This is a genomic window from Lysobacter terrae, assembly GCF_054782215.1.
On record NZ_BAAGSX010000002.1, the window covers coordinates 39,558 to 65,951 of the forward strand.

At 67.3% G+C, this 26,394-nt stretch carries 24 protein-coding genes; 15 read left to right on the forward strand and 9 right to left on the reverse strand.

Translation table 11 applies throughout. The features are described from left to right. The first annotated feature begins 37 nt into the window (after nucleotides 1-37). On the forward strand, nucleotides 38-1,021 hold the full coding sequence (locus tag ACYVJ8_RS08130) for a mitochondrial fission ELM1 family protein (protein WP_460711178.1): 984 nt from the start codon (nucleotides 38-40) through the stop codon (nucleotides 1,019-1,021). Here ACYVJ8_RS08130 and glnE read toward each other — a convergent pair. Together glnE and ACYVJ8_RS08140 are read right to left on the reverse strand one after the other, a co-directional pair. Next, nucleotides 1,018-3,804 (reverse strand): bifunctional [glutamate--ammonia ligase]-adenylyl-L-tyrosine phosphorylase/[glutamate--ammonia-ligase] adenylyltransferase, encoded by a 2,787-nt coding sequence (glnE, locus tag ACYVJ8_RS08135; protein ID WP_460711180.1) that lies wholly within the window; start codon nucleotides 3,802-3,804, stop codon nucleotides 1,018-1,020. The genes ACYVJ8_RS08130 and glnE overlap by 4 nt on opposite strands. A gap of 105 nt (nucleotides 3,805-3,909) precedes the next feature. Then, nucleotides 3,910-5,337, reverse strand: coding sequence for a S8 family serine peptidase (locus tag ACYVJ8_RS08140; RefSeq protein WP_460711182.1), 1,428 nt, complete (start codon nucleotides 5,335-5,337; stop codon nucleotides 3,910-3,912). 909 nt (nucleotides 5,338-6,246) lie between these two features. Between ACYVJ8_RS08140 and ACYVJ8_RS08145 the strand changes: the two genes are divergently transcribed. The 4 genes from ACYVJ8_RS08145 to mddA all read left to right on the forward strand — a co-directional run bounded on the left by ACYVJ8_RS08145 (nucleotide 6,247) and on the right by mddA (nucleotide 10,474). Then, nucleotides 6,247-8,862 carry an ATP-binding protein gene (locus tag ACYVJ8_RS08145; protein ID WP_460711184.1) on the forward strand — a complete coding sequence of 872 codons (2,616 nt, stop codon included), beginning with the start codon at nucleotides 6,247-6,249 and terminating at the stop codon, nucleotides 8,860-8,862. Nucleotides 8,863-8,968: 106 nt separating this feature from the next. Then, complete coding sequence (locus ACYVJ8_RS08150) at nucleotides 8,969-9,331, forward strand: DUF4242 domain-containing protein (protein WP_460711186.1); 363 nt, start codon at nucleotides 8,969-8,971, stop codon at nucleotides 9,329-9,331. 62 nt (nucleotides 9,332-9,393) lie between these two features. After that, on the forward strand, nucleotides 9,394-9,666 hold the full coding sequence (locus tag ACYVJ8_RS08155; protein WP_460711188.1) for a DUF4242 domain-containing protein: 273 nt from the start codon (nucleotides 9,394-9,396) through the stop codon (nucleotides 9,664-9,666). 19 nt (nucleotides 9,667-9,685) lie between these two features. Then, the gene (gene mddA, locus ACYVJ8_RS08160) at nucleotides 9,686-10,474 is read left to right on the forward strand and encodes a methanethiol S-methyltransferase (RefSeq protein ID WP_460711190.1); all 789 of its coding nucleotides are present in this window, start codon (nucleotides 9,686-9,688) and stop codon (nucleotides 10,472-10,474) included. A gap of 80 nt (nucleotides 10,475-10,554) precedes the next feature. Here the strand turns inward: mddA and ACYVJ8_RS08165 are convergent, their stop codons facing one another. The 5 genes from ACYVJ8_RS08165 to ACYVJ8_RS08185 form a co-directional block, all read right to left on the reverse strand. Continuing rightward, nucleotides 10,555-10,857, reverse strand: a complete 303-nt coding sequence (locus tag ACYVJ8_RS08165) for a hypothetical protein (RefSeq protein WP_460711192.1) — start codon at nucleotides 10,855-10,857, stop codon at nucleotides 10,555-10,557. 130 nt (nucleotides 10,858-10,987) lie between these two features. Beyond that, complete coding sequence (locus ACYVJ8_RS08170) at nucleotides 10,988-11,638, reverse strand: TorF family putative porin (RefSeq protein ID WP_460711613.1); 651 nt, start codon at nucleotides 11,636-11,638, stop codon at nucleotides 10,988-10,990. A gap of 69 nt (nucleotides 11,639-11,707) precedes the next feature. Further along, nucleotides 11,708-12,955, reverse strand: coding sequence for a S8 family peptidase (locus tag ACYVJ8_RS08175; protein WP_460711194.1), 1,248 nt, complete (start codon nucleotides 12,953-12,955; stop codon nucleotides 11,708-11,710). Then, on the reverse strand, nucleotides 12,952-13,608 hold the full coding sequence (locus tag ACYVJ8_RS08180) for a zf-HC2 domain-containing protein (RefSeq protein WP_460711196.1): 657 nt from the start codon (nucleotides 13,606-13,608) through the stop codon (nucleotides 12,952-12,954). Before ACYVJ8_RS08180 ends, ACYVJ8_RS08175 begins: the two co-directional genes overlap by 4 nt. After that, complete coding sequence (locus ACYVJ8_RS08185) at nucleotides 13,605-14,378, reverse strand: RNA polymerase sigma factor (protein WP_460711198.1); 774 nt, start codon at nucleotides 14,376-14,378, stop codon at nucleotides 13,605-13,607. Before ACYVJ8_RS08185 ends, ACYVJ8_RS08180 begins: the two co-directional genes overlap by 4 nt. Before the next feature lie 66 nt (nucleotides 14,379-14,444). Between ACYVJ8_RS08185 and ACYVJ8_RS08190 the strand changes: the two genes are divergently transcribed. Then, nucleotides 14,445-15,545 (forward strand): TIGR03118 family protein, encoded by a 1,101-nt coding sequence (locus tag ACYVJ8_RS08190; protein ID WP_460711200.1) that lies wholly within the window; start codon nucleotides 14,445-14,447, stop codon nucleotides 15,543-15,545. Between the two features lie 113 nt (nucleotides 15,546-15,658). Here ACYVJ8_RS08190 and groL read toward each other — a convergent pair whose 3' ends face one another. Beyond that, nucleotides 15,659-17,299 carry a chaperonin GroEL gene (groL, locus tag ACYVJ8_RS08195; RefSeq protein ID WP_460711202.1) on the reverse strand — a complete coding sequence of 547 codons (1,641 nt, stop codon included), beginning with the start codon at nucleotides 17,297-17,299 and terminating at the stop codon, nucleotides 15,659-15,661. A gap of 58 nt (nucleotides 17,300-17,357) precedes the next feature. Further along, the gene (gene groES, locus ACYVJ8_RS08200; protein ID WP_187713004.1) at nucleotides 17,358-17,645 is read right to left on the reverse strand and encodes a co-chaperone GroES; all 288 of its coding nucleotides are present in this window, start codon (nucleotides 17,643-17,645) and stop codon (nucleotides 17,358-17,360) included. A 551-nt stretch (nucleotides 17,646-18,196) separates the two neighbouring features. On the opposite strand from groES, the gene ACYVJ8_RS08205 reads away from it, so the two are divergent. The 9 genes from ACYVJ8_RS08205 (at nucleotide 18,197) to prmA (ending at nucleotide 26,394) form a co-directional block, all read left to right on the forward strand. Further along, nucleotides 18,197-18,592 (forward strand): helix-turn-helix domain-containing protein, encoded by a 396-nt coding sequence (locus ACYVJ8_RS08205; RefSeq protein ID WP_460711205.1) that lies wholly within the window; start codon nucleotides 18,197-18,199, stop codon nucleotides 18,590-18,592. Between the two features lie 116 nt (nucleotides 18,593-18,708). Next, on the forward strand, nucleotides 18,709-19,044 hold the full coding sequence (gene cutA / locus ACYVJ8_RS08210; RefSeq protein WP_460711207.1) for a divalent-cation tolerance protein CutA: 336 nt from the start codon (nucleotides 18,709-18,711) through the stop codon (nucleotides 19,042-19,044). Nucleotides 19,045-19,063: 19 nt separating this feature from the next. Then, entirely contained in the window at nucleotides 19,064-21,436 is a 2,373-nt protein-coding gene (locus tag ACYVJ8_RS08215) for a protein-disulfide reductase DsbD family protein (RefSeq protein ID WP_460711209.1), read from the forward strand. Continuing rightward, nucleotides 21,433-22,035 carry a TlpA family protein disulfide reductase gene (locus ACYVJ8_RS08220; protein ID WP_460711211.1) on the forward strand — a complete coding sequence of 201 codons (603 nt, stop codon included), beginning with the start codon at nucleotides 21,433-21,435 and terminating at the stop codon, nucleotides 22,033-22,035. Before ACYVJ8_RS08215 ends, ACYVJ8_RS08220 begins: the two co-directional genes overlap by 4 nt. 147 nt (nucleotides 22,036-22,182) lie before the next feature. Next, nucleotides 22,183-22,620 (forward strand): type II 3-dehydroquinate dehydratase, encoded by a 438-nt coding sequence (aroQ, locus tag ACYVJ8_RS08225; protein WP_460711213.1) that lies wholly within the window; start codon nucleotides 22,183-22,185, stop codon nucleotides 22,618-22,620. A gap of 52 nt (nucleotides 22,621-22,672) precedes the next feature. Next, the gene (gene accB / locus ACYVJ8_RS08230) at nucleotides 22,673-23,149 is read left to right on the forward strand and encodes an acetyl-CoA carboxylase biotin carboxyl carrier protein (RefSeq protein WP_460711215.1); all 477 of its coding nucleotides are present in this window, start codon (nucleotides 22,673-22,675) and stop codon (nucleotides 23,147-23,149) included. Nucleotides 23,150-23,167: 18 nt separating this feature from the next. After that, nucleotides 23,168-24,535 carry an acetyl-CoA carboxylase biotin carboxylase subunit gene (accC, locus tag ACYVJ8_RS08235; RefSeq protein ID WP_460711217.1) on the forward strand — a complete coding sequence of 456 codons (1,368 nt, stop codon included), beginning with the start codon at nucleotides 23,168-23,170 and terminating at the stop codon, nucleotides 24,533-24,535. 99 nt (nucleotides 24,536-24,634) lie between these two features. Continuing rightward, nucleotides 24,635-25,102 carry a hypothetical protein gene (locus tag ACYVJ8_RS08240; protein WP_460711219.1) on the forward strand — a complete coding sequence of 156 codons (468 nt, stop codon included), beginning with the start codon at nucleotides 24,635-24,637 and terminating at the stop codon, nucleotides 25,100-25,102. Nucleotides 25,103-25,470: 368 nt separating this feature from the next. Then, complete coding sequence (gene prmA / locus ACYVJ8_RS08245; RefSeq protein WP_460711221.1) at nucleotides 25,471-26,394, forward strand: 50S ribosomal protein L11 methyltransferase; 924 nt, start codon at nucleotides 25,471-25,473, stop codon at nucleotides 26,392-26,394.

Genomic DNA, 26,394 nt, shown 5'->3' on the forward strand with positions numbered 1-26,394 from the left:
GACCCCGGCCGGACCTGTAATTGGGACTGACTCCTGCATGCAAGACGACACGCCGGGATACACCGCACCGCCGCTGCGCCAGAACGCCTGGATCCTCAGCGACGGCCATGCCGGCAACGTGCGCCAGGCGCGGGCGTTGGCGATCGCCATTGGGCTGACGGAAACGCGCGAATGGGCGTTGCAGCCGCGCGCGCCGTGGCGCTGGTTCGCGCCGCGACGCTGGCCGGCGGCATCGCACGCCTTCGGCGAGACCTACCGGCAGGTGTCTGCGAATCCGCCCGCCGTCGCGATCGGCTGCGGCCGCCAGGCGGCCCTGGCCACGCGACTGCTGCGCGAACGCGGCACGCGCGCGGTGCAGATCCTCGACCCGCGCATCGACGCGCGCCACTGGGACCTCGTCGTCGCACCGGCGCACGACGAACTGCACGGCCCCAACGTAGTGACTTTGCAAGGCAGCCTGCATCCGGTGGACGACCTCTGGCTGGCGGCGGGACGCCAGCAATTCGCCGTGTTCACGTCCCTGCCGCGGCCGCGCACCGCCGTGCTGGTCGGCGGTGCGAGCGCGCACGGCGGGCTGCATACGGCGGCGCTGGGGGCGTATCTGGACCGCCTGGCCGAGCGGGTCGCCGCCGAGGGCGGTAGCGTCCTGGCGACCGCATCGCGCCGCACGCCTGCAGCCGCAAGCGCGATGTTGCGCGCGAAGCTGTCGACGCTGCCGCACGACGTGTGGTGCGACGAGCGCGACGGCGCCAATCCCTATGCCGGCCTGCTCGGCTGGGCCGACCGCATCGTGTGCACCGCCGACTCGGTCAACATGCTGTCGGAAGCGGCGGCCACCAATGTGCCGGTGTTCGCGCTGGGCATCGACGCATTGCAGGGTCGCCCGCGTCGCTTCGTCGACAGCCTGGTGGCGATGGGTCGCGTGCGCGCCTTCGATGGCGAACTGGCGCCATTCCCGGTCGTCCCGCTGCGCGAAACCGCACGCGTCGCCGCGGAAGTGCGGCAGCGGCTCGGCCTCTAAGCTCGGCCCACCGCAGCGAAATCCAAGCCGTGCGCCAGCGTCGCCGCGCGGATCGCCGCGCGCGCCGCCTCGATCTCGTCGTCCAAGGGCAACCGGCGCTGGCGGCGATCGAGCGTGCAGTCCAGGCCACGCGCGAGCAGCACGGCATGCGCCTCGCGCAAAGCGGAGCCCTGCGCGCCGAGCACGCCGGCGGCCTGCATCGCTTCGATCAATCCCGGGGTATGCCGCGGCGACAGCAGTTCGGGCCGCGCATGCGCGTGCGTGAGCACCAGCGCCTGCAGCAGGAACTCCAGATCCACCAGTCCGCCTTCGCCCTGCTTGAGATCGAACGCCGACGCGTCGCTGCGGTCCAGTTCGGCACGCATGCGCCGGCGCATCGACACCACGTCCTCACGCACCTGCGCGGCATCGCGTGCGCACGCCAGGGTCTGTGCGCGCACGCCATCGAAGTCGCCGTGCAGCTGCGCATCGCCGGCGACGAAGCGCGCACGCACCAGCGCCTGATGTTCCCAGGTCCAGGCGCGTTCGCGCTGGTAGTCGGCGAAGCTGGCCAGCGACGACACCAGCAAGCCCTTGGCGCCGTCCGGGCGCAGGCGCACGTCCACGTCGTACAGGCGCCCGGCGGCGGTCACCGCGCCCAGCAGCGCGACGATCTTCTGCGCCAGCCGCGCGAGCCAGCGCGTCGCATCCAGCGATCGCGCGCCATCGGAATGCGAATCCGGCGGCGCGTCGTACAGGAACACCAGATCCAGGTCGGACCCGAAGCCCAGCTCTTCGCCGCCCAGGCTGCCATAGCCGAGCACCGCGAACCGCGCGCCTTCGATCACGCCATGCGCGCTACCGACTTCGCTCCAGGCCAGCGCCAGCAGGCGCGCGACGACGCCATCGGCGAGCCACGCGAGCCGTTGCGCGCTGGCCGCGGCCGGCTGGCGGCGATCGCGCACCGCCATGGCGATGCGGAAGCTCAAGGACTGGCGCACTTCGTTGAGTTCGTGCAGCACGGTTTCGGCATCGTCGCCGGCGACCGCCGCGCTCGCGGCCAGCAGCGCTTCGCGATCCGGCAGGCTGCCCGCCACGCGCGCATCGAGTAATTCGTCGAGCAGCAAGGGATGCGCCGCCAGGCGCTCCGCCAGCAGCGCGCTGCGCGCGACCACGTCGACCAGACGCTGCATCGCCGCGGGCTGTTCGTCGAGCAGGGCGAGATAGGCGCTGCGGCGCAGGATGTTCTGCAACAGCGCGAGCAGGCGCCGCAAGGCCAGCATCGGCTGTTGCGAACCCGCGGCGGCTTGCAGCAAGGCCGGCAGGACGCGGTCGAGGCGCGCGCGCGCGGAATCCGACAGTCCTTTCACGCCGGGACTGCGCGCGAGGTCGCGCAGCCAGCCATCGGCCTCGGCCGCCGCATCGAAGCCGGCCGACGCCAGCACGCCCGCGTCGCCCGCCTCCGGCAGCGCATGCCAGTACGTCGCCAGCGCATCGGGCGCCTGCGCGCCGCGTCGCGGCGCCAGCAAGGCTTCGAATTCCGCCGTGACCCGCGCGCGCTGTGCATCCAGTGCGGCGCGCAGCGCCTCCCAATCGGCGTAGCCCAGACCCGCGGCGATGCGCTCGCGGGCCTCCTCGCGTATCGGCAACGCGTGCGTCTGCGCATCGGCGAGCATCTGCAGGCGGTTCTCGATGCGGCGCAGGAAGAGGTAGGCCTCCGCCAACGCCCGTCCCGCCTCCGCGCTGACATGACCGGCATCGACGAGTGCCTGCAAGGCAGGCAGCAGCCGGCACTCGCGCAACTGCGGCTCGCGGCCGCCGCGGATCAGCTGCAGCGCCTGCACCAGGAATTCGATCTCGCGAATCCCGCCGGGACCGCGCTTGATGTCGTCGGCGAGTTCCTTGCGCGCGACTTCGGCGCTGATCGCCGCCTTCATCGCGCGCAGGCCGTCGAGGGCGCCGTAATCGAGATAGCGGCGATAGACGAAGGGTCGCAGCGTTTCGAGGAAACGTTCGCCGGCGGCGATATCGCCCGCGACGGGGCGCGCCTTCTGCCACGCATAGCGTTCCCAGTCGCGGCCTTCGTGCTGGAAGTACTGCTCCATCGCCGCGAACGACCAGGCGACGCGCCCGACATTGCCGTACGGACGCAGGCGCAGATCGACACGATGGCTGAAGCCGTCGGCGGTGACTTCGTCGAGCAGCTTCGCCAGCTGCTGGCCGAGGCGGGCGTAATAGGTCTCCGCCGCGAGCGGACGCGGGCCATCGGACTCGCCATCGCAGTCGTAGGCGTAGACCAGGTCGACGTCGGAGCTGAAGTTCAGTTCGCCGCCGCCGAGCTTGCCCAGTCCGTAGACGACCAGACGCTGCGGCTGCCCATCGCGATCGCGCACCACGCCGTGACGTTCGATGAAGTCGTGCTCCAGCGCGGCCAGCGCGCGTTGCAGGCAGTCCTCGGCCAGCACGGTGGCACCGGCCAGCGTGTCCGGCACGTCGTCCATGCCCAGCACGTCGCGCCAGATCAGCCACGTGGACACGGCGGTGCGATAGCGCCGCAACAGCGTCGGCCAGTCGCCACGGGTTTCGGGCGTGAGCTGCGGCGGCGCCGGCTTCACCGCAGCGAGCAGGTCGTGCAACAGGTTTGGCTGGCGCAGCAGCGTGTCGATCGCGAAGTCGCTGGCGATCGCCAGGCGCCGCACCTGGTCGCGAACCTGTGCGTCTTCAAGCAGCCCGGCGCAGGCCGGCAGGTTGCGCAGGCGCTGGATCGCGCGTTCGCCGATGGCGTGGGGATGGGCGTCCTTCATTGCGCCGATTTTTACATGCGCGCGGTTTTCATATGCGTGGCCTGGCACGCGCGCAAAAAACTGCGGCCGCCCGGAGGCGGCCGCAGTGAGTCACCGCTATGACGATCAGTACTGCACGGCCTTGGCCGCATTGACACGGCCGGCGCCGTAGAAGTCGTCGGTGCCGGTCTTGCCCAGGTCATCCGACGAGGCGCGCAGGATCCGCTCCACTTCGGACGGCGCGAGCTCGCCGCCATGCTTGCCGATGATCAGCGCAGCGACGCCGGAGACGTGCGGCGCCGCCATGCTCGTGCCCGACGCCCAACTGTACGACGCGAACACCGGACCGCCCGGCACCGGCTGCGCATAGCCGCCCACCGCGAAGACGCCGTCGAACACCCAGCACGGACGTGTCAGGCCGGCGACGGTGCAGTTCTCGTTGCCCGGATAGTTGAAGTCGCCGCCCGGCGCGCCGAACGAGATCGCGGACTGGCCGTAGTTGGTGTAGCTGGCCGGCGGATCGAGATTGGCGCTCGCGGTGTTGAGCGCCCAGCCCACCGGCGAGGTAGCCGCCACCGACAACACGTTCGGCAGCTGCGCCGGGAAGGCGCGCAGGTTGGCGACGAAGCAGCCGTCGGTATCGCAGATCTTCACCCCGGAGTCGTGGTCGAGATCGCGGCCGTCGTTGCCGGCCGAGACGATCGTGATCGCGTTCTGCGCCCGCGCATAGGCGACGGCGCGCTTGGTGGCGTTGACCAGTTCGGCCGTGTCGTTCGCGCCGGGGCCATTGACCGGCAGACCGCCGCGCACGCCCAGGCTCATGTTGATCACGTCCGCGCCATGGTCGGCCGCATACACGATGCCCTGGATGATGCCGCCGAAGCTGCCGCTGCCGGTGACTTCGGACAACACCTTGACCGCGATGATCTTCGCCTGCGGCGCCACGCCTATCGTGCCGGTGCCGTTGTCCGGCGAAGCGATCGTGCCGGCCGTGTGCGAGCCGTGGTTGAACGCGTTGACGTGACTGAGGCAGACGTTCTCATTGGGAACGAACGAAGTGGATTCGGACAGCAGCAGATTCGCGGCGATGTCCGGATGCACGCAGGCGATGCCCGAATCGAGCACGGCCACGCGCACGCCCGCACCGCGATAGCCGGCATTCCATGCGCCGGCTACGTCGATCGCGGCACTGCCCCACTGCAGATCGAAGCGACTGTCGTTGTCGCCCGAATTGGGCGGATTGTTGATGTCCTCGCCGGGCTCGCTGACCGCTTCAGGGATGTCGTACTGCAGGGTGATGTCCTGCACCGCGGAGCGCACGCCCTGCACCTTGCCGGCGCGCGTGCCGAAGTTGGGATCGCTGGATTCGACGATCGCGACACCGATCTGCGGCAGCCGTGCCGTGATGGTGCCGCCCGCGGCTTCGATCTTGCGTGCGAGCACGCTGTCGAAGCTCTGGGTCTTCGCGGTGACGACAAAGGTGGCCGCCTGCGCGGAAGCCGCAAAGCCAAGCGTGCCAAGGGCCAAAGCTATGGCCCGGGAAAGGTTGCTCATGTTTTTTCCCTCAGTGATGGGTGGGAGGCGCTTGGCGTCGCGGCCCATCGACAGATCCCCACGCCCCAAGAAAGTGGCACGTGAAAATCCCATCCGACCGGACAGGCTAAAGAAAGGATTTGCCCCATCCCCGCTTTTCGCGACCCCGCGGCGAGGATGCGTACGCAAGAGTTAAGGGCGTGCGATGTTGCTGCGTCTGTAACGCCAACGCCCGCTTCGGTGGGACGCGCTGCCCGATGCGATGGGGGTGCTCCGCCCCTCCGGACGGCATCCCTGCCTTTAGTCGGGGCCGCGGACCATCCTGGTCCGCTCTCCGCACCCCCATCGCATCGGGCAGCGCTTATCGCGACGTGCAGATCGCCGCTTCGGTCACACGCACTTCTTCTCCCCGCGTGCGGGGAGAAGATGCCCGAAGGGCAGATGAGGGGAGGCGAGCGCAGCGAGTTGCCTTCGCTTTTTGCCAACGCGCCCGAGATGTGTGAGGGGCAGGCGGTGCTGGTGGGCAGGCGCGACTGTCAGCGGCATGGATGCCGCTGACAAGCCTCCATGGACGGATTCACGGCGTGTCGCGACTGTCCTCCGGCGCCGCCTGCCCGCCCTTACTGCTCACCGCTCGACCAACGGAAGCGGAAGAACTTCCAATGGAAACGCAGGAAATAAAAAAGCCCGCTATCGGTCTGAACCGGTAGCGGGCTTTGCTCCCTCCCCCACGTCGGGATGCGAGCCGATCGTGAAGGAACCGTTATTCTCTTTGCACGCTGCAGTGCAAAACGATACTGACCAGTTCATCAAACCTGCCCATCACCCAGCCTTTCACTGCCTCGCGGGCCGACCGACGCAGGCGTGCCGACAGCGCTTGAGCGCATCCACGCTGCGTGCTGTCATGCGGCCTCGCCTGCGGACAGGCCCATGAATCTCTTCGAACGCGATTCACTGCTGGGCAGCTTGGAAGGACTGCTGCACGAAGCGGCGGCCGGCAGCGGACGCATGGTGCTCGTGGGTGGCGAAGCCGGCATCGGCAAGACCAGCCTCGCGACCGCACTGCGCGATCGCCGCGGCACGGCCGCCCTGTGGTGGGGCGCCTGCGACGCCTTGCAGACCCCGCACCCGCTCGCACCCCTGCACGACATCGCACGCGCCAATGCGGTCGGCTTCAAACCGCTGCTGGCGCAGGAAGCCGGACGCGCGCAACTGTTCGAAGCGGTGCTGGCGGATTTGCAGGCGTCGACGGTGCCCACGCTGTTCGTGGTCGAAGACGCGCACTGGGCCGACGAGGCGACCCTGGACCTGCTCAAGTTCCTCGGCCGCCGGCTGGAACACCTGCGATGCCTGCTGCTGGTGACCTATCGCGACGACGAAGTCACGGCTCATCATCCGCTGCGGCGACTGATGGGCGAACTGCCCGCCGCGCGCGCGTTGCGGGTGCAGGTACCGCGCCTTTCCGCCGCAGCGGTCGAATCGATGGCGAAGAGCGCGCTGCGCTCGCACGAAGGCTTGCACGCGTTGACGCAAGGCAATCCCTTCTTCGTCAGCGAACTGCTCCAGCACGGCAGCGACGGCGTGCCGCAAGGCGTGCAGGACCTCGTGCTGGCGCGATTCGCGCGACTGAGCCCGATGGCGCAGCAAGTGATGCAACTGGCCTCGATCGTGCCGCGGCGCATCGACAACTGGCTAATGCAAACGGTCCTGGCGCCGCCGTTGAGCGCGCTGGAAGAGTGCCTGGACGCCGGACTCCTGATCGCCGATCGCAATGCGCTGACCTTCCGCCACGAACTGGCGCGCGTGGCGATCGAGCAATCGCTGTCCGATCTGCGCGCGCAGAGCTTGCACGCGCAGGTCGTGGCCGCGCTGGAACACGCCGAACCCTCGCGCGTATCGCTCGCCTGGCGCGTGCACCACGCCGACCGCGCCAATGATGCCGAAGCCGTCCTGCGCCTCGCACCGCAAGCCGCGCAAGAAGCGCAACGCCGTGGCGCGCATCGCGAAGCGGCGGCGCATCTGCGCACGGCACTGAACTATGCGGACAAACAGCCCGAGGCGACCCGCGCCACGCTGCTGGACCGACTTTCTTACGAGAGCTACCTCACCGACCAGGTCGAAGACGCACTGGTTGCGCGCCATACCGCACGCGCGCTGTGGCAGCGTTTGGGCGACCGCTTGAAGGAAGGCGACGCGATCCGCTGGCTGTCGCGCCTGTCCTGGTACAACGGCCAGACCGCCGTCGCCGAGCGCTACGCGGAAGAGGCCATCGCCGTACTCAAGCCCCTGCCGCCCGGCCGCGAACTCGCGATGGCCTACAGCAACTGCGCGCAACTGCACATGCTGCAAGGCCGCAGCGACGAGGCCATCGTCTGGGGCACGCGCGCACTGGAACTGGCCGCGCGCGTCGGCGACGAGGAAATCGAAGTCCACGCCCTCAACAACATCGGCACCGCGCGCCTCGACGCCGGCGACGACGAACGTGGGCGCGCAGAGCTGGAACGCAGCCTCTCCATCTCCCTGGCCAAGGGCCTGGAGGAACACGCCGCACGCGCTTACGTCAACCTGTCCTTCGACGCGGTGATGCGCAAGCAGTTTCCCGAGGCACTGGATTGGCTCGAGCGCGGCATCGACTATTGCGATACGCGCGATCTGGACGCGTGGGCTCGCTACATGGCTGCCTACCAGGCCGAGGCGTGGTTCGCGACCGGCCATTGGACCCGGGCCGCGGAGCAGGCAGCGCAGATCCTGCAGGCGAACGATCTCGCGCCAATCAACCGCATCGTCGCGCTCAACGTGCTGGGCCATGTCCGCGTCCGCCGCGGCGATCCGGATGCGGTGCGGGTGCTCGACGAAGCGCTGGCATTCGCGCTGCCGACACAATCGTTGCTGCGCATCGGCCCCGTCGTCGTCTCGCGCATAGAGGCCGCGCTGCTGCGCGACGACCGCACGGCCTGTGTCGAAGCGATCGCGCCGCTGGTATCGCTGGGCAAGCAGCACCATTACCGCAGCTGGATCGCCGCGGAGATCGCCTATCACCTTCATCAGGCGGAAATCGAAAGCGAAATCCCGGAGGACTGTCCGCAACCCTTCGCGTTGCAGTTCGCCGGCAAGTGGCAGGAAGCCGCAGCGGCGTGGCGCGCGCTCGGGTGCCCTTACGAAGAAGCGCGGGCGCTGGCCGAAGGCGACGCGGACGCGCAACGCAGCGCGCTGGCGCAATTCGAGCAGCTGGGTGCCGCACCGATGGCCGCCCGCTTGCGCCGGGAGCTGCGCGAATCCGGCGTGCGCGGTGTGCCGCGCGGCCAGCGCGCCTCCACCCAATCCAATCCGCACGCACTGACCGCGCGCGAGATCGAAGTGCTGCGCCTGCTCTGCGATGGCCTGCGCAACGCTCAGATCGCGCAGCGCCTGAGTCGCTCGGTGCGCACCGTGGACCACCACGTCGCCGCCATCTTCCTCAAGCTCGGCGTGAGCACGCGGACCGAGGCGATGGCCGCCGCGCTCGCCGCCGGGGTTGGCTCGAAAAAAACCGGCTCGCAAAAATAGGCAATCGCCGCGCGCAATCTGGGCAAGCCTGCCGAAGCCGCGCCGCACCCGTCTCCGTAGCCTCTGGATCGCAGCATTCCGCTGCTCCCCAACGACGGAGACCCCCATGAAAACCTTCTCGATGAAGCCCACGCTGCTGCTGGCCTGCATCGCCGCGTACGGCGCCGCGATGTCCGGCCTGGCCCTGGCCGGCAATGCGACCGCATCCCCCAATCACCGCTACGTCGTCCAGCGCTCCTTCCCCAAGGGCGCCCTCGACGGCCTCGATGCCACGACCAAGGCCAAGGTCAACCAGACCAATGCCCGCTTCGGCGTGAAGTGGCTGATGTCCTTCGCCAACGGCGACCGCACCAAGACCTTCTGCATCTACGAAGGCCCGACCGAAAACGCCATCCGCCTGGCCGCGGACGCGAACCATCTGCCGGTGGATTCCGTCACCGAAGTCCCGGTCACGCTGGAAGCCAAGTAACCCGACGCGCACCTTCCACGCGGCCTGCGGGCCGCGCGAACCATCCTGCTGGAGATACGACTATGCCCCGCTACATGATCGAACGCATTTTTCCCGCCGGCCTGCATATCCCGGTGAACGACGACGGCGCGCAGGCCTGCCTTGGTGTCGTCGCGGCCAACGCCCGGGACGAGGTGACCTGGGTCCACTCCTACGTGAGCGCCGACAAGACCCGCACGTACTGCGTCTACGACGGCCCCACACCCGAGGCGATACGCCGCGCGGCCGCAAACAACAACCTGCCGGTCGAGAGCATCACCGAGGTGCGGGTGCTCGATCCGTACTTCTACCGCTGACCCATCGAGGGCTTCCGCCATGTCCCGCCCCATTGCCCTGCTCTACGGCTCCGCGTGTTACGCGGTATTCCTGGCGACATTCCTGTACGCCATCGTGTTCGTCGCCGGTTTCGGTCCACTCAAGCACATCGACAGCGGCACCGATTCACCTTTGCTCATCGCGCTCGGCATCGACCTGGCGTTGCTCGGCCTGTTCGCCGTGCAGCACAGCGTCATGGCCCGTCCGGCATTCAAACGCTGGTGGACCCGCTTCGTGCCGGAACCGATCGAGCGCAGCACCTTCGTATTGGCCAGCAGCCTGGCGCTGGCCCTGCTGTTCTGGCAATGGCGACCGTTGCCGCAGACGGTGTGGGACGTGCATGCCGACGTTCTGCGCTGGGCGCTGTACGGTCTATCCGCGCTGGGTTGGCTGCTGGTGTTGAGCGGCACCTTCGTCATCAACCACTTCGACCTGTTCGGCCTGCGCCAGGTGTGGTTCTACGCCCGCAAGCGCCACGCCATCGACGAGCCGTTCGTAACCCGCGCTTTCTATCGCATCGTGCGGCATCCATTGATGCTGGGCTTTCTCGTCGCGTTCTGGGCTACACCGACGATGACGCTGGGCCACCTGCTGTTCGCGATGATGACGACCGGCTACATCCTGGTCGCGGTGAAGTTCCTGGAGGAACGCGATCTGGTCGCGCTCTATGGCGACACCTATCGCGATTACCAGCGACGGGTGCCGATGCTGCTGCCGTGGCCGAAGCGCCGGCGCCGTACCAACGCCGCGCATGCGCCGGGGATGGGCGCGAAGGTTTCACAGCAGTGACCTTCAACGCACCGCCTCCGCGAGGGGGCGGTGCGCCGTTGCGTGTCTGTTTGTCCAGGCGGCGCAGATGCGCGGATTACCTATCGTTCGGCCAACTGAACGCGGACGCCGTCGTCGAAGGTGACTTCGCGTCCTGCCATCAGGTCACGGTAGCGCTCCTTTCCAACAGCCCGCTCGAAGCGCGTTGCGACCCGATCGTAAGTAACCCGATAAGCAGCGAATGCGGTGCGTGCCCCCAGGACCATCTGCACATCCCGCACGTCCAGGCCGGTTTCTCTCGCCAGCTGCTTGACTTCGATCGCCGCACCGCCGTGCTGGGCGGCCATGCTGGCGGCCGGGGCGAGGACCAACAAAAACAGCATTGCCGTCAATTCACGCTTCATGAGGCTTCTCCCTGTCTTGCAGCGTATTTGGCGCGCTCGTCGATACGAGCTGCTCGCTTTACTCTTTGGCAAGCCTGGGTAGAAGTTACAGTCGTGCCCGTGCGCAGCACCGGCATCGAAGTTGAATGCGCTACCAGCTGCGAGTCACGCGCAGCAGCGGCCCGTCGTCGGCACCGTAGCCAGGCACTCCGTAGTAGGCGAGCATGGGCGATCCGCCACGGGCCACGCTCCACAGCAACTCCCACTCGTAGCCGCCGCGCACCAGGCCCACGCCCAGCGAGCCATCCCGCCGCTGCCTGGCGCCGTCGCCGGCATCGTTGCGCAGCAGGCCGGCATGCGCGGTCCAGTGCCAGTGCTCGGAGAAGGCATGGCGAAGGTCGTACTCCGCATACCAGGCGGGTCCGTAACCGAAGTAGTCGTCCGCGTAATGCAGCCGCACGCTGGCATCGCGGCGGCCGAGTCCCGCGTACGCTTCGGCGTAGTCGTACTCGTTCGATCGGGTGAACGCTACGTACTGAATGCCGGCTTCGACGTGCCAATCGCCGCGCAGCGACCAGGTCCGCCCCGCATACGCCAGGGCCATCGCTTCGGTGCTGCCGGACTCGTCGACGCGGACGCTCGACACCAGCAGGCCGGCAAAGGCGTCATTGGCGAAGTCGTAGCCGACGTGCGCCTGCAGCGCCGGCGCATCATCACTGAGCGAGGCGCCGCGATAGCGGTAGTCGGACCATGCGCTCACGCTGGCCGATACCTGCGCGCAGGCGGGCGCAGCCACGAGCATGGCGAGCGCCACGACTGCCCATTTGCAACGGGCCCATTTGCAACGCGGCCATCGCAACACGCATTCGACTCAAGGCCGGGGTGTGACCATGGTCGCCGAGGCGATCGTGCAGTTGCAAACGCAGGCATCCTCGGCCTGGCCGATGACGAGGCAGGCATCGACCGCCGAGCGTTGCGGCATCCAGGCGCGCAGCTGCACCGCACTCATCCGTGGGGCGCGCTGTCGAGCCAGCGCGGCCAGACCGCTCAACTGCGCGGCGGCAATGGATGAGCCATCCACCAGCGCCCATCCGCCGTCGGGCACCGGAGCGGGCGTGCCCGCTGCTGGAATCCAGTAAGCATCGGTCGGATGGGCGCCGCGCACGTCCGTCGCCGCCAGCACGCCCGGATGCGAGGCCGGGAAGCCCCCGCGTGGCAATCCCGGATCGAACGCGGCGACGACCACTATGCCGCGACGCAGCGCGGCATCGAGCAGGCGCGAGAGCAGCGGATCGGGAGCGCCGGCCAGACTGAGATTGATGACGTCGGCGTGGTGTTCGATCGCGAACTGCAAGGCTTTGGCGAGGGTGAAACTGTTGCATTCGGACAAGTCCGCACTGAGCTCCCAGCAGGCGCGCAGGGCCAACAGGCGCGCCTGCGGGGCAATGCCGACGATGCCCAGGCCGTTGTCGGCGCGCGCGGCGATCACGCCGGCCACTTCCGTGCCGTGCCGCTCTGCCGTCTTGTGTTCGCGCGCGACGACGCCATCGCCGACGACGAAGTCGCGCTGCACCGCGACCTGCCCGAGCAGGTCCGGATGATGGGCGGCGACGGCGGTATCGACGACGGCAACATTCACGCCCGCGCCGGTCGTGCGCAGATGCAGTTGCGCCAGATGCCAGCGGGTCGCGGCCGGTTGCGCGCGGTAGAAGGGGTCGCCTCGCGCACGCGGCGCGGCCGTGGCGAGCGTGCGGAAACGCTGCAACGGTTGCGTCGATTCCACGCGAGGATCGCGTGCGAGCGCCACCATCGCACGTGCGGCGCTGGCCTGATCGGCGGCGTCGAGAACGAAGCAGTCCAGGCCCAGCAGCGGCATCGCCCAGTCTTCGCGCAATGCCAGCCCCTGTGCGTGAGCCAGGCGGCGCGCCAGGGCGCGTCGCGCGGTCCGCCCCGGCGCCTGATAGGCACCGCCATAGGTATCGGGCCGGTAATGCGGCGTGGGCGTGCGCAGCATCAGCAGGACTTGCACGCCCTGTTGTGCGTCCTCATCAGCGTCGGCGGCTTGCGCCACGCCCATGCCGCACACGGCCAGCAACAGCATCAGCAGCATGCGGATCATGGCGACGGTGCCGTGCTGAGGTTTTCGACCATGACCACGCCCGGCGCCGCGCGCAGCGCATCGCGCACGCTATCAATGCGGGCGGGCGGGACGGCGAGGACATAGGCGCCCGCGTCGTTCGGCCCATCGACGATGCGTGCACTGCTGGCCGCGAGCAGGCGCCGCATGCGCGCTTCGTTGAGTTGCGGATCGAACACGATAATCAGATTGCCGGAGGCACGGGCGGCGGATGGCGCACTGGTGAGCGTGTGGTACGCGGGCGGCGCACGATAGAGCAGCACCCCAAGCGCCAGCATCAACACCACCTGCGCGGCCACGGCACCCGCGAACCAGGCGGGCACGCCACGCCAGTACATACGCACCGCTTCACCCCATGCAGGCGGGCGCTGCGCGTGCGTCAGCTTGCGGCGCATCTTGCGCCAGGCGGCGTCCGCGTTGCCGGTCGCTGCCGCATCTTCGGCAGCGGCGGCCGCACGGTTGGAACGCAGTCCTTGTAGTTCCTGCAACTCTTCGCGGCAGATTTCGCATGCTTCCAGGTGGCGTTCGAGCCAGGTGCGTTCCTCGGCCTCGAGGGTGCCGTTGGCCAGCCAGGGCAGCAGGCGCTGCGCCTCGTCGTGGGTCTGTGCCGAAAACGGGAAGACATGGCCGCTCATAGCACTTCACGATCGAGGTCGCTGTCGAGCAATGCCCGCAGCTTGTGCCGCGCATGGAACATGCGCGTCTTCACCGTGGCCACGGGGCAGCCCATGATTTCCGCGATTTCGCGGCAGCTGTGGCCGTGGTAGTAGGTGAGTTCGATAACGGCGCGATGCATGGGCGGCAACGCGTCCAGGGCGCCGTCCAGATGCGCGTGCAATTGCCGCCGCTGCAGTTCGCCTTCGGGTCCGGACTGTGCCGGCTCGGCGATGTCGGCTTCGTCGAAGGCCAGCACGCAGTCGACGCGACGCAGCGCCTTGAGCGCCTGGCGATAGGCGATGGCGAACAGCCACGTGGAGACCTTGGACGTCGCATCGTAGGTGTACGCCTTGCGCCAGACCACGAGCATGGTGTCGTCAAGCACTTCCTCGACCAGCGCCGGCCGCCGCGTCATGCCGTGCAGGAAGCGCGCGAGCCGCGGGTAATACAGGCGGTAGAGCGTTTCGAAGGCGTCGATTTCCTCGGCGGCGACACGGCCGAGCAAGGCCGCTTCGTCCACGGCACGCAGCGACGGCGTCTTACCGGCTTCGGATCGCGTCCCGGACCATCGCGTGGCGGCCATCAGATTCATATCCGTGCATACCTCGACGGTAGCGGCCGGTTCAATGGTCGAGTCGTCGCACTCGACCGGGCGGCCCTGCAGCGCCACCGCCGGTTGATACGGATTCTGCGCCTCTACGGTGCCACCGGGTGTATCGATTTCGTGAGGGTGAACCAGAGTCCGCATGCGCGGCATAGACCGGTGCTGCGGCGCGTTGCCCGGGCCGCGGCATTTCTCATGAGGAGCCTGACCATGAAGTCGCTAGCCCATCTTTGCGCCCGCTTGGGCGCTCCCCTGGCTCTCGCCGCCGCCCTGGTACTCGCCGCGCCCAATGCCGACGCCCAGGGCAGCGTGCGCTTCCAGCAGCGCAATCTGGTGTCCGACGGCGCGGTCCCCGCCGCGCACACCGATCCGAATCTGATCAACGCGTGGGGCGTCGCATTCAACCCCTTCGGTTTCGTCTGGGTCGCCGATGCCGACGCGGGCGTGTCGACCCTGTACGACGGCAACGGCAATCCGCAATCGTTGATCGTGCAGATCCCCGGTCCCGCCGGCAGCAGCGAACCCGGAGAACCCACCGGCATCGTCTTCAGCGGCTCCAGCGAATTCATCGTCAGCAAGAACGGCGCATCCGGCCCCAGCCGCTTCATGTTCGCCACCGAGAACGGCGTGATCGCCGGCTGGGCACCGAACGTCGATCTGACTCATGCCGTCCGCGTCGTCGATCGTTCGGCTTCGCACGCCAACTACAAGGGCCTCGCGCTCAGCGCAGATGGCAGCGGTCTGCGGCTTTACGCCGCGGATTTCTTCCATGCGCGGGTAGACGTGTTCGACGGTAGCTTCAATCCGGTCACGTTGGCCACCGGCGCGTTCAAGGATCCCAATATTCCTGCGGGTTACGCGCCCTTCGGCATCCATGCGATCGGCGGCAACATCTATGTGACCTATGCGAAGCAGGATCCGAGCATGAGCGACGAAGTGACCGGACCGGGACGCGGCTATGTCGACGTCTATACACCCAAGGGCCGGCTGATCCGGCGCGTCGCCACCCGCGGCGCGCTCAATGCGCCTTGGGGCGTGGCCCTGGCGCCGGCCGGTTTCGGCCACTTCGGCGGCGCACTGCTGGTCGGCAACTTCGGCGACGGATGCATCAATGCGTACGACCCGGTGACCTTCGCGAGCCTCGGCCAGCTGCTGGACCGGAACCTTCACAAGATCCAGATCGATGGGCTGTGGGGAATGGCGTTCGGCAACGGCCTCAACAATCAGCCGGTGAACACGCTGTTCTTCGCCGCCGGACCGGATGATGAGGAACACGGTCTGTATGGGCGTCTGGATGTGATCAACAACTAATCCAGCCGGCGCTACGGCGCGTTGTCCATCTCGCAAAAAGAAAGCCCCGCATCGCTGCGGGGCTTTCCATTTGGAGCGGCTGCGTGAGCAGCCTGTACATCGTGAAAGGCGACTTAGAAGTCCATGCCGCCCATGCCGCCCATGCCACCGGCGCCCGGCATCGCCGGTTCGTCCTTCTTCGGCAGCTCGGCGACCATCGCTTCGGTCGTGATCATGAGGCCAGCGATCGACGCGGCGTTCTGTAGCGCGGTGCGGGTGACCTTGGTCGGATCCAGGATGCCGGCCTCGATCATGTCGACGTATTCGCCGGTGGCGGCGTTGTAGCCGAAGCTGCCCTTGCCTTCGATCACCTTGTTGAGGATGACCGACGGCTCTTCGCCGGCGTTGGTGACGATTTCGCGCAGCGGGGCTTCCATTGCACGCAGCGCGATCGCGATGCCGTGGTTCTGGTCTTCGTTGATGCCCTTCAGGTTGGCGATGGCCGCCTTGGCGCGCAGCAGCGCGACGCCGCCGCCCGGGACGATGCCTTCTTCGACGGCAGCGCGGGTGGCGTGCAGCGCGTCTTCAACGCGGGCCTTCTTTTCCTTCATCTCGACTTCGGTGGCGGCACCGACCTTGATCACGGCCACGCCGCCGGCCAGCTTGGCCACGCGCTCCTGCAGCTTCTCGCGGTCGTAGTCCGAAGAGGTCTCTTCGATCTGCGCCTTGATCTGCTTGATGCGGGCTTCGATACCGGTGTGTTCACCGGCGCCGTCGATGATGGTGGTGTTTTCCTTCGAGACCTGGATCTTCTTGGCGCGGCCCAGATCCTTGATCGTGGCCTTCTCGAGCTGCAGGCCGACTTCTTCGGAGATCACGGTGCCGCCGGTGAGAACGGCCATGTCTTCCAGCATCGCCTTGCGACGGTCGCCGAAGCCCGGCGCCTTGACGGCGCAGACCTTGACGATGCCGCGGATGGTGTTGACGACGAGGGTGGCGAGCGCTTCGCCTTCCACTTCTTCAGCGACGATCAGCAGCGGCTTGCCGGCCTTGGCGACGCCTTCGAGCACCGGCAGCAGTTCGCGCACGTTCGAGATCTTCTTGTCATGCAGCAGGATGAACGGATCGTCCAGTTCGGCCTGCATCGACTGCTGGTTGTTGATGAAGTACGGCGACAGGTAGCCGCGGTCGAACTGCATGCCCTCGACGACGTCGAGTTCGTTCTCCAGGCCCGAGCCGTCTTCGACGGTGATCACGCCTTCCTTGCCGACCTTGTCCATCGCCTGCGCGATCAGGTCGCCGATGTTGGCGTCGCTGTTCGCGGAGATGGTGCCGACCTGGGCGATTTCCTTGCTGGTCGACGACGGCTTGGAGATCTTCTTCAGTTCGTCGACGGCGCTGTGCACGGCCTTGTCGATGCCGCGCTTGAGGTCCATCGGGTTCATGCCGGCCGCAACGGCCTTCATGCCTTCGCGGATCAGCGCCTGCGCCAGCACGGTGGCGGTGGTGGTGCCGTCGCCGGCGTTGTCGGAGGTCTTGGAAGCGACTTCCTTCACCATCTGCGCGCCCATGTTCTCGAACTTGTCAGCCAGTTCGATTTCCTTGGCGACGGACACGCCGTCCTTGGTGATGGTGGGAGCGCCGTAGCTCTTCTCGAGCACGACGTTGCGGCCCTTCGGGCCGAGGGTGGCCTTGACGGCATTGGCGAGCACGTTGACGCCGCGCAGCATCTTGGTGCGCGCGTCCTCACCGAAACGAATTTCCTTGGCAGCCATTGCGGATTACCTCAAAAAGAATTCAATCGAAAAAAGTAAGAAGCGGAAGCGAGCGCGATCAGACGATGACCGCGAAGATGTCGTCTTCCTTCACCACCAGGTATTCGGTGCCGTCGAGCTTCACTTCGGTGCCGCTGTACTTGCCGAACAGGACCTTGTCGCCGACCTTGACCTTCGGGGCGCGGACATTGCCGTTGTCGAAGACCTTGCCGTCGCCGACAGCGACGACTTCGCCCTTGATCGGCTTCTCGGTGGCGGAGTCCGGGATCACGATGCCGCCCGCGGACAGCTTTTCTTCTTCCATGCGCTTGATGACCACGCGGTCGAACAGCGGCTTGATGTTCATGGCAACCCTCACGTAACTGGTTGATTGTTTAGGAAAAAGTTCCAGGAATTAGCAGTCGCCTGCGGCGAGTGCCAGAAACCTGGACATAGAAAGACCCGGAAAAACCGGGACAGCCCAGCAGATGGGGTCGTGGTTTGCGCTTTCAAGCGCCGGAAAAGAAAAAAGTCCGGACGGGGGAGGTCCGGACTTTGGGAGGCCAAAAAGAAAGAAAGAGCGCGGACAGGGGTTCGCGCTCTTTCCGGTTTGGAGATGGCCGTCCTCAGCTTGGCGCATTCCCGCGCCGCGTCTCCTTACCTGACCTCTTGTCGACGCCGACATCCGTGCCGGACGGAAGGCAATGTGTGCTCGTGGTAACGCCTTGTCCAGTATGAAATCGTAGTCATTTGGTTACTATTGGTATCGCTTTGGCGGCTTTCACGACCTTAAGCAATTGATAGACATAGGTTTAACGTTTGTTTAGGAGACCAGCGGCGCTCAGCGCTTGGTGTCTTTTGATGGCATAGTGACTTACGGTAACAATCGGCCTCGATTTCACTCCGGAGCGACTTGCCATGACCCCTCAGCAGCGGATTCGGCTCGCCCGGCGCCACGCCGGCCTCTCCCAGTCGGCCCTTGCCGGCGCGATCGGCGTGCAGCGCAGCGCGGTGAGCCATTGGGAAACCAACAACGGCAAACACCCGAGCGTGACCCACATGCGCGAGGTCGCGCTTGCCTGCGGCGTGCAGTTCGAATGGCTCGCCACTGGGCGCGGCAAGATGAGCCTGTCGAGCGACACCGCGCTGGATTCGGTCGCCGCCGCGGATGCGCTGCTGATCGAGGATCCGATCGAGCTGCGGTTGATCCTCGCTTTTCGCGACGCCCCCACGCGATCGCGCGCGCCGCTGGTGGAAGTGATCGAGCAATTGGCCTCGCTGCGCACCGGGCGCAAGATCGGCAGCGCCCGCTAAAGCGGCGCGGCGGGACCGTCGCCAGGGTGACCGAAGAAAAAGCCCAGGCAAATGGCCGGGCTTTTTCGTTGCGCCGGTGGAACGGTCGCGCCGGGCGCCGCCGGTACAATCGCCCGATGCCCGTCCTGCTCGCCTACAGCACCTGTCCCGACGCAGCCAGCGCCGACGTGATCGCGCGGGCGTTGGTGACCGAGCGCCTCGCCGCCTGCGTCAATCGCCTGCCCGCCGTGCAGTCGACGTATCGCTGGCAGGGCCAGGTCGAGCAGGCCGACGAAGTACTGCTGCTGATCAAGACCACCGCCGATCGTCTGGACGCCCTGACCGCTCGGCTGCGTGCCCTGCATCCCTACGAACTGCCGGAACTGATCGCGGTCGAAGTCCATTCCGGCCTGCCCGCCTATCTCGACTGGGTGGCGGCCGAAACGACACCGACGCCCGACCCGCGCGCCTGAATTCATCCACTTGGCCCCTATGAGTCTTTTCTCTCTGCGCCTTGCGCGTACCGCGCGCCTGCTCCGCCTGCCCGCCCTGGTGCTGCTGTTGCTCTGTTCGGGGCTCGCCCCCGCCTGGGCCGCGGCGCCGTCGTGCACCGACCGCGACAATCTGCTGCCCGTCGAAGAGGCATTCGTCTTCTCCGCCGAGGCCAAGAGCGCCGACCGCATCGAACTGCACTGGAAGATCGCGCCGAGCTGCTACCTCTACCGCCATCAATTGCGAATCCAGGCCGATGCCGGGTTCGCCGCCGGCGCACCGCAGATCCCCGCGGGCGCGGTGCATGAAGACGAATACTTCGGCCGCGTCGAGACCTATCGCAATGCGCTGACCGTGGTGCTGCCCGGCAAGGCGCAGGCCGCGAGCACCACCTTGAAGGTGCGCTACCAGGGTTGCGCCGATGCCGGCATCTGCTATCCGCCGCAGACGCGCATCATCACGGTTGCACTGCCGGGCGCGGCGGCGAGCGCAACTGCGCCGAGCGCGACGCAGGACGAACCCGTAGTCGCCTTCGGCAACAACACCGCGCGCGGTGTGCCGCTGGCCGGCGGCCTGCTCGGCAAGCCCGGCAGCGCCGCGATCGATGCCGAACCGTTGCCGCCCGAGCAAGCCTTCGCTTTCGAAGCGATCGTCGGCGACGGCAATACCTTGCTGCTGCGCTTCACTCCGGCGCAGGGCTATTACCTGTATCGCGACAAGACCTCCTTCAAATTGGACGCGGCCGCGACGAAAGCCGGCATCGCGCCGGGTCGGGCGAAATGGCCACCGGGCGTACGCCATCACGATGAGCACTTCGGCGACGTCATCGTGTACTTCGATGCCGTCGATGTGCCGCTGCCGTTGCAGCGCACGCGCGCGGATGCGGCGAAGCTGACGCTGACCACGACCTTCCAAGGCTGCCAGACCAACGGCATCTGCTATCCGCCGATGACGCGCGCGGTAACGCTCGACGTTCCGACCGGCAAGGTCACGCCGATCGACGCTGCCACGACCGCGACGACTGCCGCGGCGGTAGGCGAGTCGGCGCCGAATGCATCGACTGCGCCGGCCAATCCGCAAACCGACAACGTGGCACGGCAAACCGCGCCGCCGCCGGGCAACACCGCCGTTGCCCCGCGCGGCAATGATCTGAGCCTGTTCTCGGCACTGCTGTTCGCTCTGCTCGGCGGTCTGGTGCTCAACCTGATGCCGTGCGTGTTGCCGGTGCTGTCGCTCAAGGCGCTGTCGCTGGCGGGCAACGGCGAAGATCCGGCGCGCGCGCGCAAGCACGCGCTCTGGTACACGGCGGGTGTCCTGCTCAGCTTCCTGCTGCTGGGCGGGCTCGCGCTCGGATTGCGTCAGGCGGGGCTCGCGCTGGGCTGGGGCTTCCAACTGCAGCAGCCGCTGGTGGTCGCACTGCTGGCGCTGCTGATGTTCGGCCTGGGCCTGAGCATGTCGGGTGTGTGGCACGTCGGCGGACGCTGGACCGGCATGGGCCACGCCCTGACCACGAAGAGCGGACCGCTGGGCGACTTCTTTACCGGCGTGCTCGCGGTCGTGGTGGCGACGCCCTGCACCGCGCCGCTAATGGGACCGGCGCTGGCTTGGGCGTTCCTCGCACCTACCGCGAACGCGCTGCTGGTCTTCCTGGTGCTCGGCCTGGGCCTGGCGCTGCCGTTCCTGGTGATCGGCTTCGTCCCGGCGCTGGCGCACCGCCTGCCACGGCCCGGCGCGTGGATGGAGACCTTCAAGCAGGCGCTCGCCTTCCCGCTCTATCTGACCGCGGCGTGGCTGGCCTGGGTGCTCGCCCGTCAGCGCGGCGTGGACGCGATGGGCTGGTGGTTGCTGGCGGCCGTGCTACTCGCCTTCGCCGCCTGGGCCTGGACGCGCGCGCGCACTACCGGGCATCGCTGGGCGATGGTCGCTGCGGCCTTGGCCGCACTCGCGTTGATCTGGCCGCTGCACGCCATCCATACGACGCCACGACCCAGCGCCGCGACCGCACTCGCCGCGCCCAACGAGTCCATCGTGCCCGTGGCGTACTCCGAACAGCGTCTGGCCGACTTGCGCGCCAATGGCCGCATCGTCTTCGTCAACGTCACCGCCGACTGGTGCGTGACCTGCAAGGTGAATGAGCGTGCGGTCTTCCGCAGCGACGGCTTCCGTGATGCCATGGCCAAGGCCAATGCCGTCTACATGGTCGGCGATTGGACCGACGTCGATCCGGCATTGACCGCCTTCCTGCAGCGCTACAAGGCCGTGGGCGTGCCGCTGTATGTCGTGTTTCCCCGCAATGGTGGCGACGGCACCGTTCTGCCGGTCGTCCTGACCACCGCCTCGGTGCAGGAAGCGCTCAAGGACGCCGCGCGATGAAGAAGCCGGGGGCAACGGCGAAGCTGCTGCTGGTCGCCGTGCTCGCCGGCGGACTGGGCGCGGCGGTCGGGCTCTGGCGCAACGGACCCGGGCCGCTGCTGCGCACGGAAGTGGGCCAACGCGCCCTCCAGGAAGCGCTCTCGGCCTCCGCGCCGAAGCCGCCCGCCGACGTGAAAATCGCCGAACGTGGCCAGATCGTGCCCACCTTCGCCGTGCCGGCACTGAACGGCGCTCCAGTCGCCGTCCCGCAGGCCTACGCCGGTCGCCCCGTGCTGGTGAACATCTGGGCCAGCTGGTGCGGCCCCTGCGTTCGCGAAATGCCGGAGCTGGATCGCTTCGCCCGCGGCCAGGGCGCGAACGGCACGCAAGTGGTCGGCATCGCGCTGGACGACCCCGAGGCCGTGCGCATGTTTCTGCAGCGAATTCCGGTGAACTATCCGGTTCTGGTCGATGCGCCGGGGCCGCGCGATGCCGGCGTCCGCCTGGGCAACCCCAAGGGCGTGCTGCCCTATTCCGTATTGCTGGATGCGCACGGGCGCGTGCTCAAACAGAAGATCGGCCCCTTCGATAGCGGCGAAATCGACCCCTGGACGCGATGAAATCGCCAACCCGGTCGCAGGTTTAGAGTGACCGCTCCAACAACTGCTTAACTCCCTACAACTTCGCCGATACGGTAGCGAACGTCTGGACAGGCTCGTGGCCTTGGGCCACACTCCCGGCCTTCGACTCCGGACCCGCTCCCTGCCATGGCCAAGTTGCTGGTCCTGCACGGCCCAAACCTGAACCTGCTGGGCACGCGTGAGCCCGAGGTTTACGGGCGGACTACGCTCGCCCAGATCGACGACTATCTGGTAGAGCTCGCGCAGAAGGCCGGGCACGAACTGTCCAGTTTCCAGAGCAATGCCGAGCACGCGTTGGTCGACCGCATTCAGGCCGCGCGCGAGGACGGCACCCGCTTCATCGTAATCAACCCGGCGGCGTTCACCCATACCAGCGTGGCGGTCCGCGACGCGCTGGCGGCGGTCGCCATCCCCTTCATCGAAGTGCACCTGTCCAACCCGCATACGCGCGAACCGTTCCGCCACACCAGCTACTTCAGCGATCTCGCTGTCGGCGTCGTCGCCGGCTTCGGGCCCGACAGTTACCGCTACGCGCTCGACGCCGCACTGGCGCGGCTGGGCTGACCGACGCCCGCCGCGCTCTCCTTTTTCCTTTCAAAGTACCCAGAGGCCCACCATGGACCTGCGCAAGATCAAGAAACTCATCGACCTGCTGGAAGAGTCGAACCTCGCCGAAATCGAGATCAAGGAAGGCGAAGAGTCGGTTCGCCTCGCCCGCACGCCCAAGGGCATCGCCATGGCCGCGCCGACCATCATGCAGGCGGCCCCCGCCGTCGCTGCTGCGCCGGCGATGCCCATGCAGGGCCCGACTGAAGCCGCCAGCGGCGGGTCGCCCAAGCCGAGCCTTGACCTGCCGCCGGGCCATGTCGTGCGCGCGCCGATGGTTGGCACCTTCTACGCCTCCCCGTCCCCGGACAAGCCGGCGTTCGTCACCCAGGGCCAGTCGGTCAAGCAGGGCGAGACGCTGGGCATCATCGAGGCGATGAAGATGTTCAACCCGATCGAAGCCGACGTCGCCGGCACCATCGTCAAGGTGCTCGTCGAGAGCGGCCAGCCGATCGAATTCGATCAGCCGCTCTTCGTCATCGGGTAAGCGGAAAGAGAAACATCCATGCTCGATAAAGTCGTCATCGCCAACCGTGGCGAAATCGCGCTGCGCATCCTGCGCGCGTGCCACGCGTTGGGCATCCGTACGGTCGCGGTGCATTCCACCGTCGACCGCAACCTCAAGCACGTCGCCATGGCCGACGAATCGGTGTGCATCGGTCCCGCGCCGTCCACCGACAGCTACCTCAACATGGCGCAGATCATCGCTGCGGCCGAGGTCACCGACGCGCAGGCGATCCATCCCGGCTACGGCTTCCTCAGCGAGAACGCCGACTTCGCCGAACGCGTCGAACAGAGCGGCTTCATCTTCATCGGCCCCAAGGCCGACACCATCCGCCTGATGGGCGACAAGGTCGAAGCGATCCGCGCGATGAAGTCGGCCGGCGTGCCCTGCGTGCCCGGCAGCGGCGGCCCGCTCGGCGACGACGCGGCGACCAACGTCAAGATCGCGCGCGAGATCGGCTACCCGGTGATCGTGAAGGCAGCCGGTGGCGGTGGCGGCCGCGGCATGCGCGTGGTGCACACCGAAGCGCACCTAAGCTCGGCGATCCAGACCACCAAGACCGAAGCCAAGGCCGCGTTCGGCAACGACATGGTCTACATGGAGAAGTTCCTGGAAAACCCGCGCCACGTGGAGATCCAGGTGCTCGCCGACGGCCAGGGCAACGCCATCCACCTGGGCGAACGCGACTGCTCGATGCAGCGCCGCCACCAGAAGGTGGTGGAAGAGGCGCCGGCACCGGGCATCACCCCGGAACAGCGCGCCGAGATCGGCAAGGTCTGCGTCGAGGCGTGCAAGCGCATCGGCTATCGCGGCGCGGGCACGTTCGAATTCCTGTATGAGAACGGCCGCTTCTACTTCATCGAAATGAACACCCGCATCCAGGTGGAACATCCGGTCACCGAAATGGTCACCGGCATCGACCTGGTGCGCGAACAGCTCAACATCGCGGCCGGCCACAAGCTGACCCTGAAGCAGGAAGACATCGTCCTCGAAGGCCACGCGATCGAATGCCGCATCAATGCGGAAGATCCCGAGACCTTCATGCCCTGCCCGGGCCTGATCCAGCACTTCCACGCACCGGGTGGCCCCGGCGTGCGCGTCGACAGCCACATCTACGAAGGCTATCGCGTGCCGCCGAACTACGACTCGATGATCGGCAAGCTGATCGTGCACGGCCCCGACCGCGAAACCGCAATCGCGCGCATGCGCGTGGCGCTGAGCGAAATGGTCGTGGACGGCATCAAGACCAACATCCCGCTGCAGCAACGCATCCTGTCCGACGCCGGCTTCCAGCAGGGCGGACAGAACATCCACTACCTCGAGAAGCGGCTGAAGGAACAGAAGGAAAAGTCGATCTCGATGGCGTGATACGGCGCTTCCCTCGCCCCGCTTGCGGGGAGAGGGACCGCGTCGCCTGCGACGCAGGGTGAGGGGACGTGAGTCCCCGCAAAACGGAGGCGATCACGCATGGAGCTGCAAGTCTTCATCGGATTGAGCATCGACAAGAGGCTGTTCGGCGGCCGCGATCCCGCCTCCGAAGAGTTGGAAGCGCTGCTGGAGCAGGCCTCCGAACAATTCGCCGAACATCTCGCCGTCACCGTCGCCGAACAGGGATCGCCTCTGCGCCAAGTCCACGCGACCTGCGGCCTGTTCGATGCGACCGACACCAGCGCCTCGCGCGCCCGCTTTCGTCGTCAGGGCGAACAGCTGGAAGTGGAATGCGCCGTCGATTGGCGTCCGTGGTTGGAGCAGCCTGCACCGGCGCAGGCCACCTGCGTCGTCGAGCATGCCGGCGAGGCCATGGCCACGGCACTGGAAAACAAACAGCAGCGCACCCTGGCCGACGCCTGCCGCGCGTTTCGACCGGCTTTCGATCTCGATGCGGCCATGGCGAAGCGACGCGCATGGCTCGAGGGCGGAGATACGCCACTGTGACGTCTCTCTTCTCCCCGCGTACGGGAGAAGATGCGAGCGCAGCGAGTTGACTTGCTTTTTGCCGACGCACCCGAGATGTGTGGAAGGGCAGGCGGTGCCGGTGGGCAGGCGCGACTGTCGGCGGCATGGATGCCGCCGATCAAGCCTCCATGGACGGATTCACGGCGTGTCGCGACTGCCCGCCGGTGCCGCCTGCCCGTGCTGGGATCGCTACGCCGCCGACGGCACGCCCCCTCACCCTGCTTCGCTGCGCGAAGCTGTCCCTCTCCCCGCAAGCGGGGCGATGGGTTGGATACCGCCTCGATTGTTCCGACAGATCGGGCTTCCTCTGATGGGATAATGCGCCCCGGTTTACGCGACGCACCTCCATGCCCTTCCTCGAACTCTCCCTCCCCTGCACCGAAGCCCAGCAACCGCGCTACGAGCGCGCGCTGGAAGACGTCGGCGCGCTCGCGGTCACCCTGGCCGATGCGCATGCCGATGCGCCGGATGAGCAGGCGATCTTCGAGCCGGGCGTCGGCGAGCAGCCGCTGTGGGGCGAACTGGTCCTCACCGCGCTGTTTCCCGAAGACACCGACGGCCTGGTGCTGCTCGCGGCACTGGACGCGTTCGACGACGACCTCGACTGGACCCAGGCGCGGTTCCGAAAGGTCGAAGACCAGGACTGGGAACGCGCGTGGATGGACCAGTACGTGCCGCTGCGCTTCGGCGCGCGCACCTGGATCGTGCCCTGGAACAGCGAGCTGCCCGAAGACGCACAGGCGGAAGACGCCGCGATCGTTCGCCTCGACCCCGGCCTCGCCTTCGGCTCGGGCACGCATCCGACCACCGCACTGTGCCTGCAGTGGCTCGACGAGCTCGCTTCGAAGCATGCCTTGCAGGGACAGCGCGTGCTCGATTTCGGCTGCGGCAGCGGCATTCTCGCGCTGGCGGCGCTGAAGCTGGGCGCAGCGCGCACAGTCGGCGTCGACAACGATCCACAGGCGCTGATCGCCACGCACGACAATGCCGAGCGCAACGAGGTCGCCGATCGGCTCGAAGTGCATCTGCCCGACGACGAACCCGTCGCGACTTACCCGATCGTGGTGGCGAATATCCTCGCCTCGGCCCTGGTCGCGCTGGCCGACACGCTGACCGCGCGCGTCGCTCCCGGCGGCGTGCTCGCCATGTCTGGCATCCTCGCCGGCCAGGAAGACGAGGTGATTGCGCGCTATGCGGCCGAATTCGACGATCTGCGCGCCGAACGCCTCGAGGACTGGATGCGCGTCACGGGGAAGCGTCGGCACGGCTGA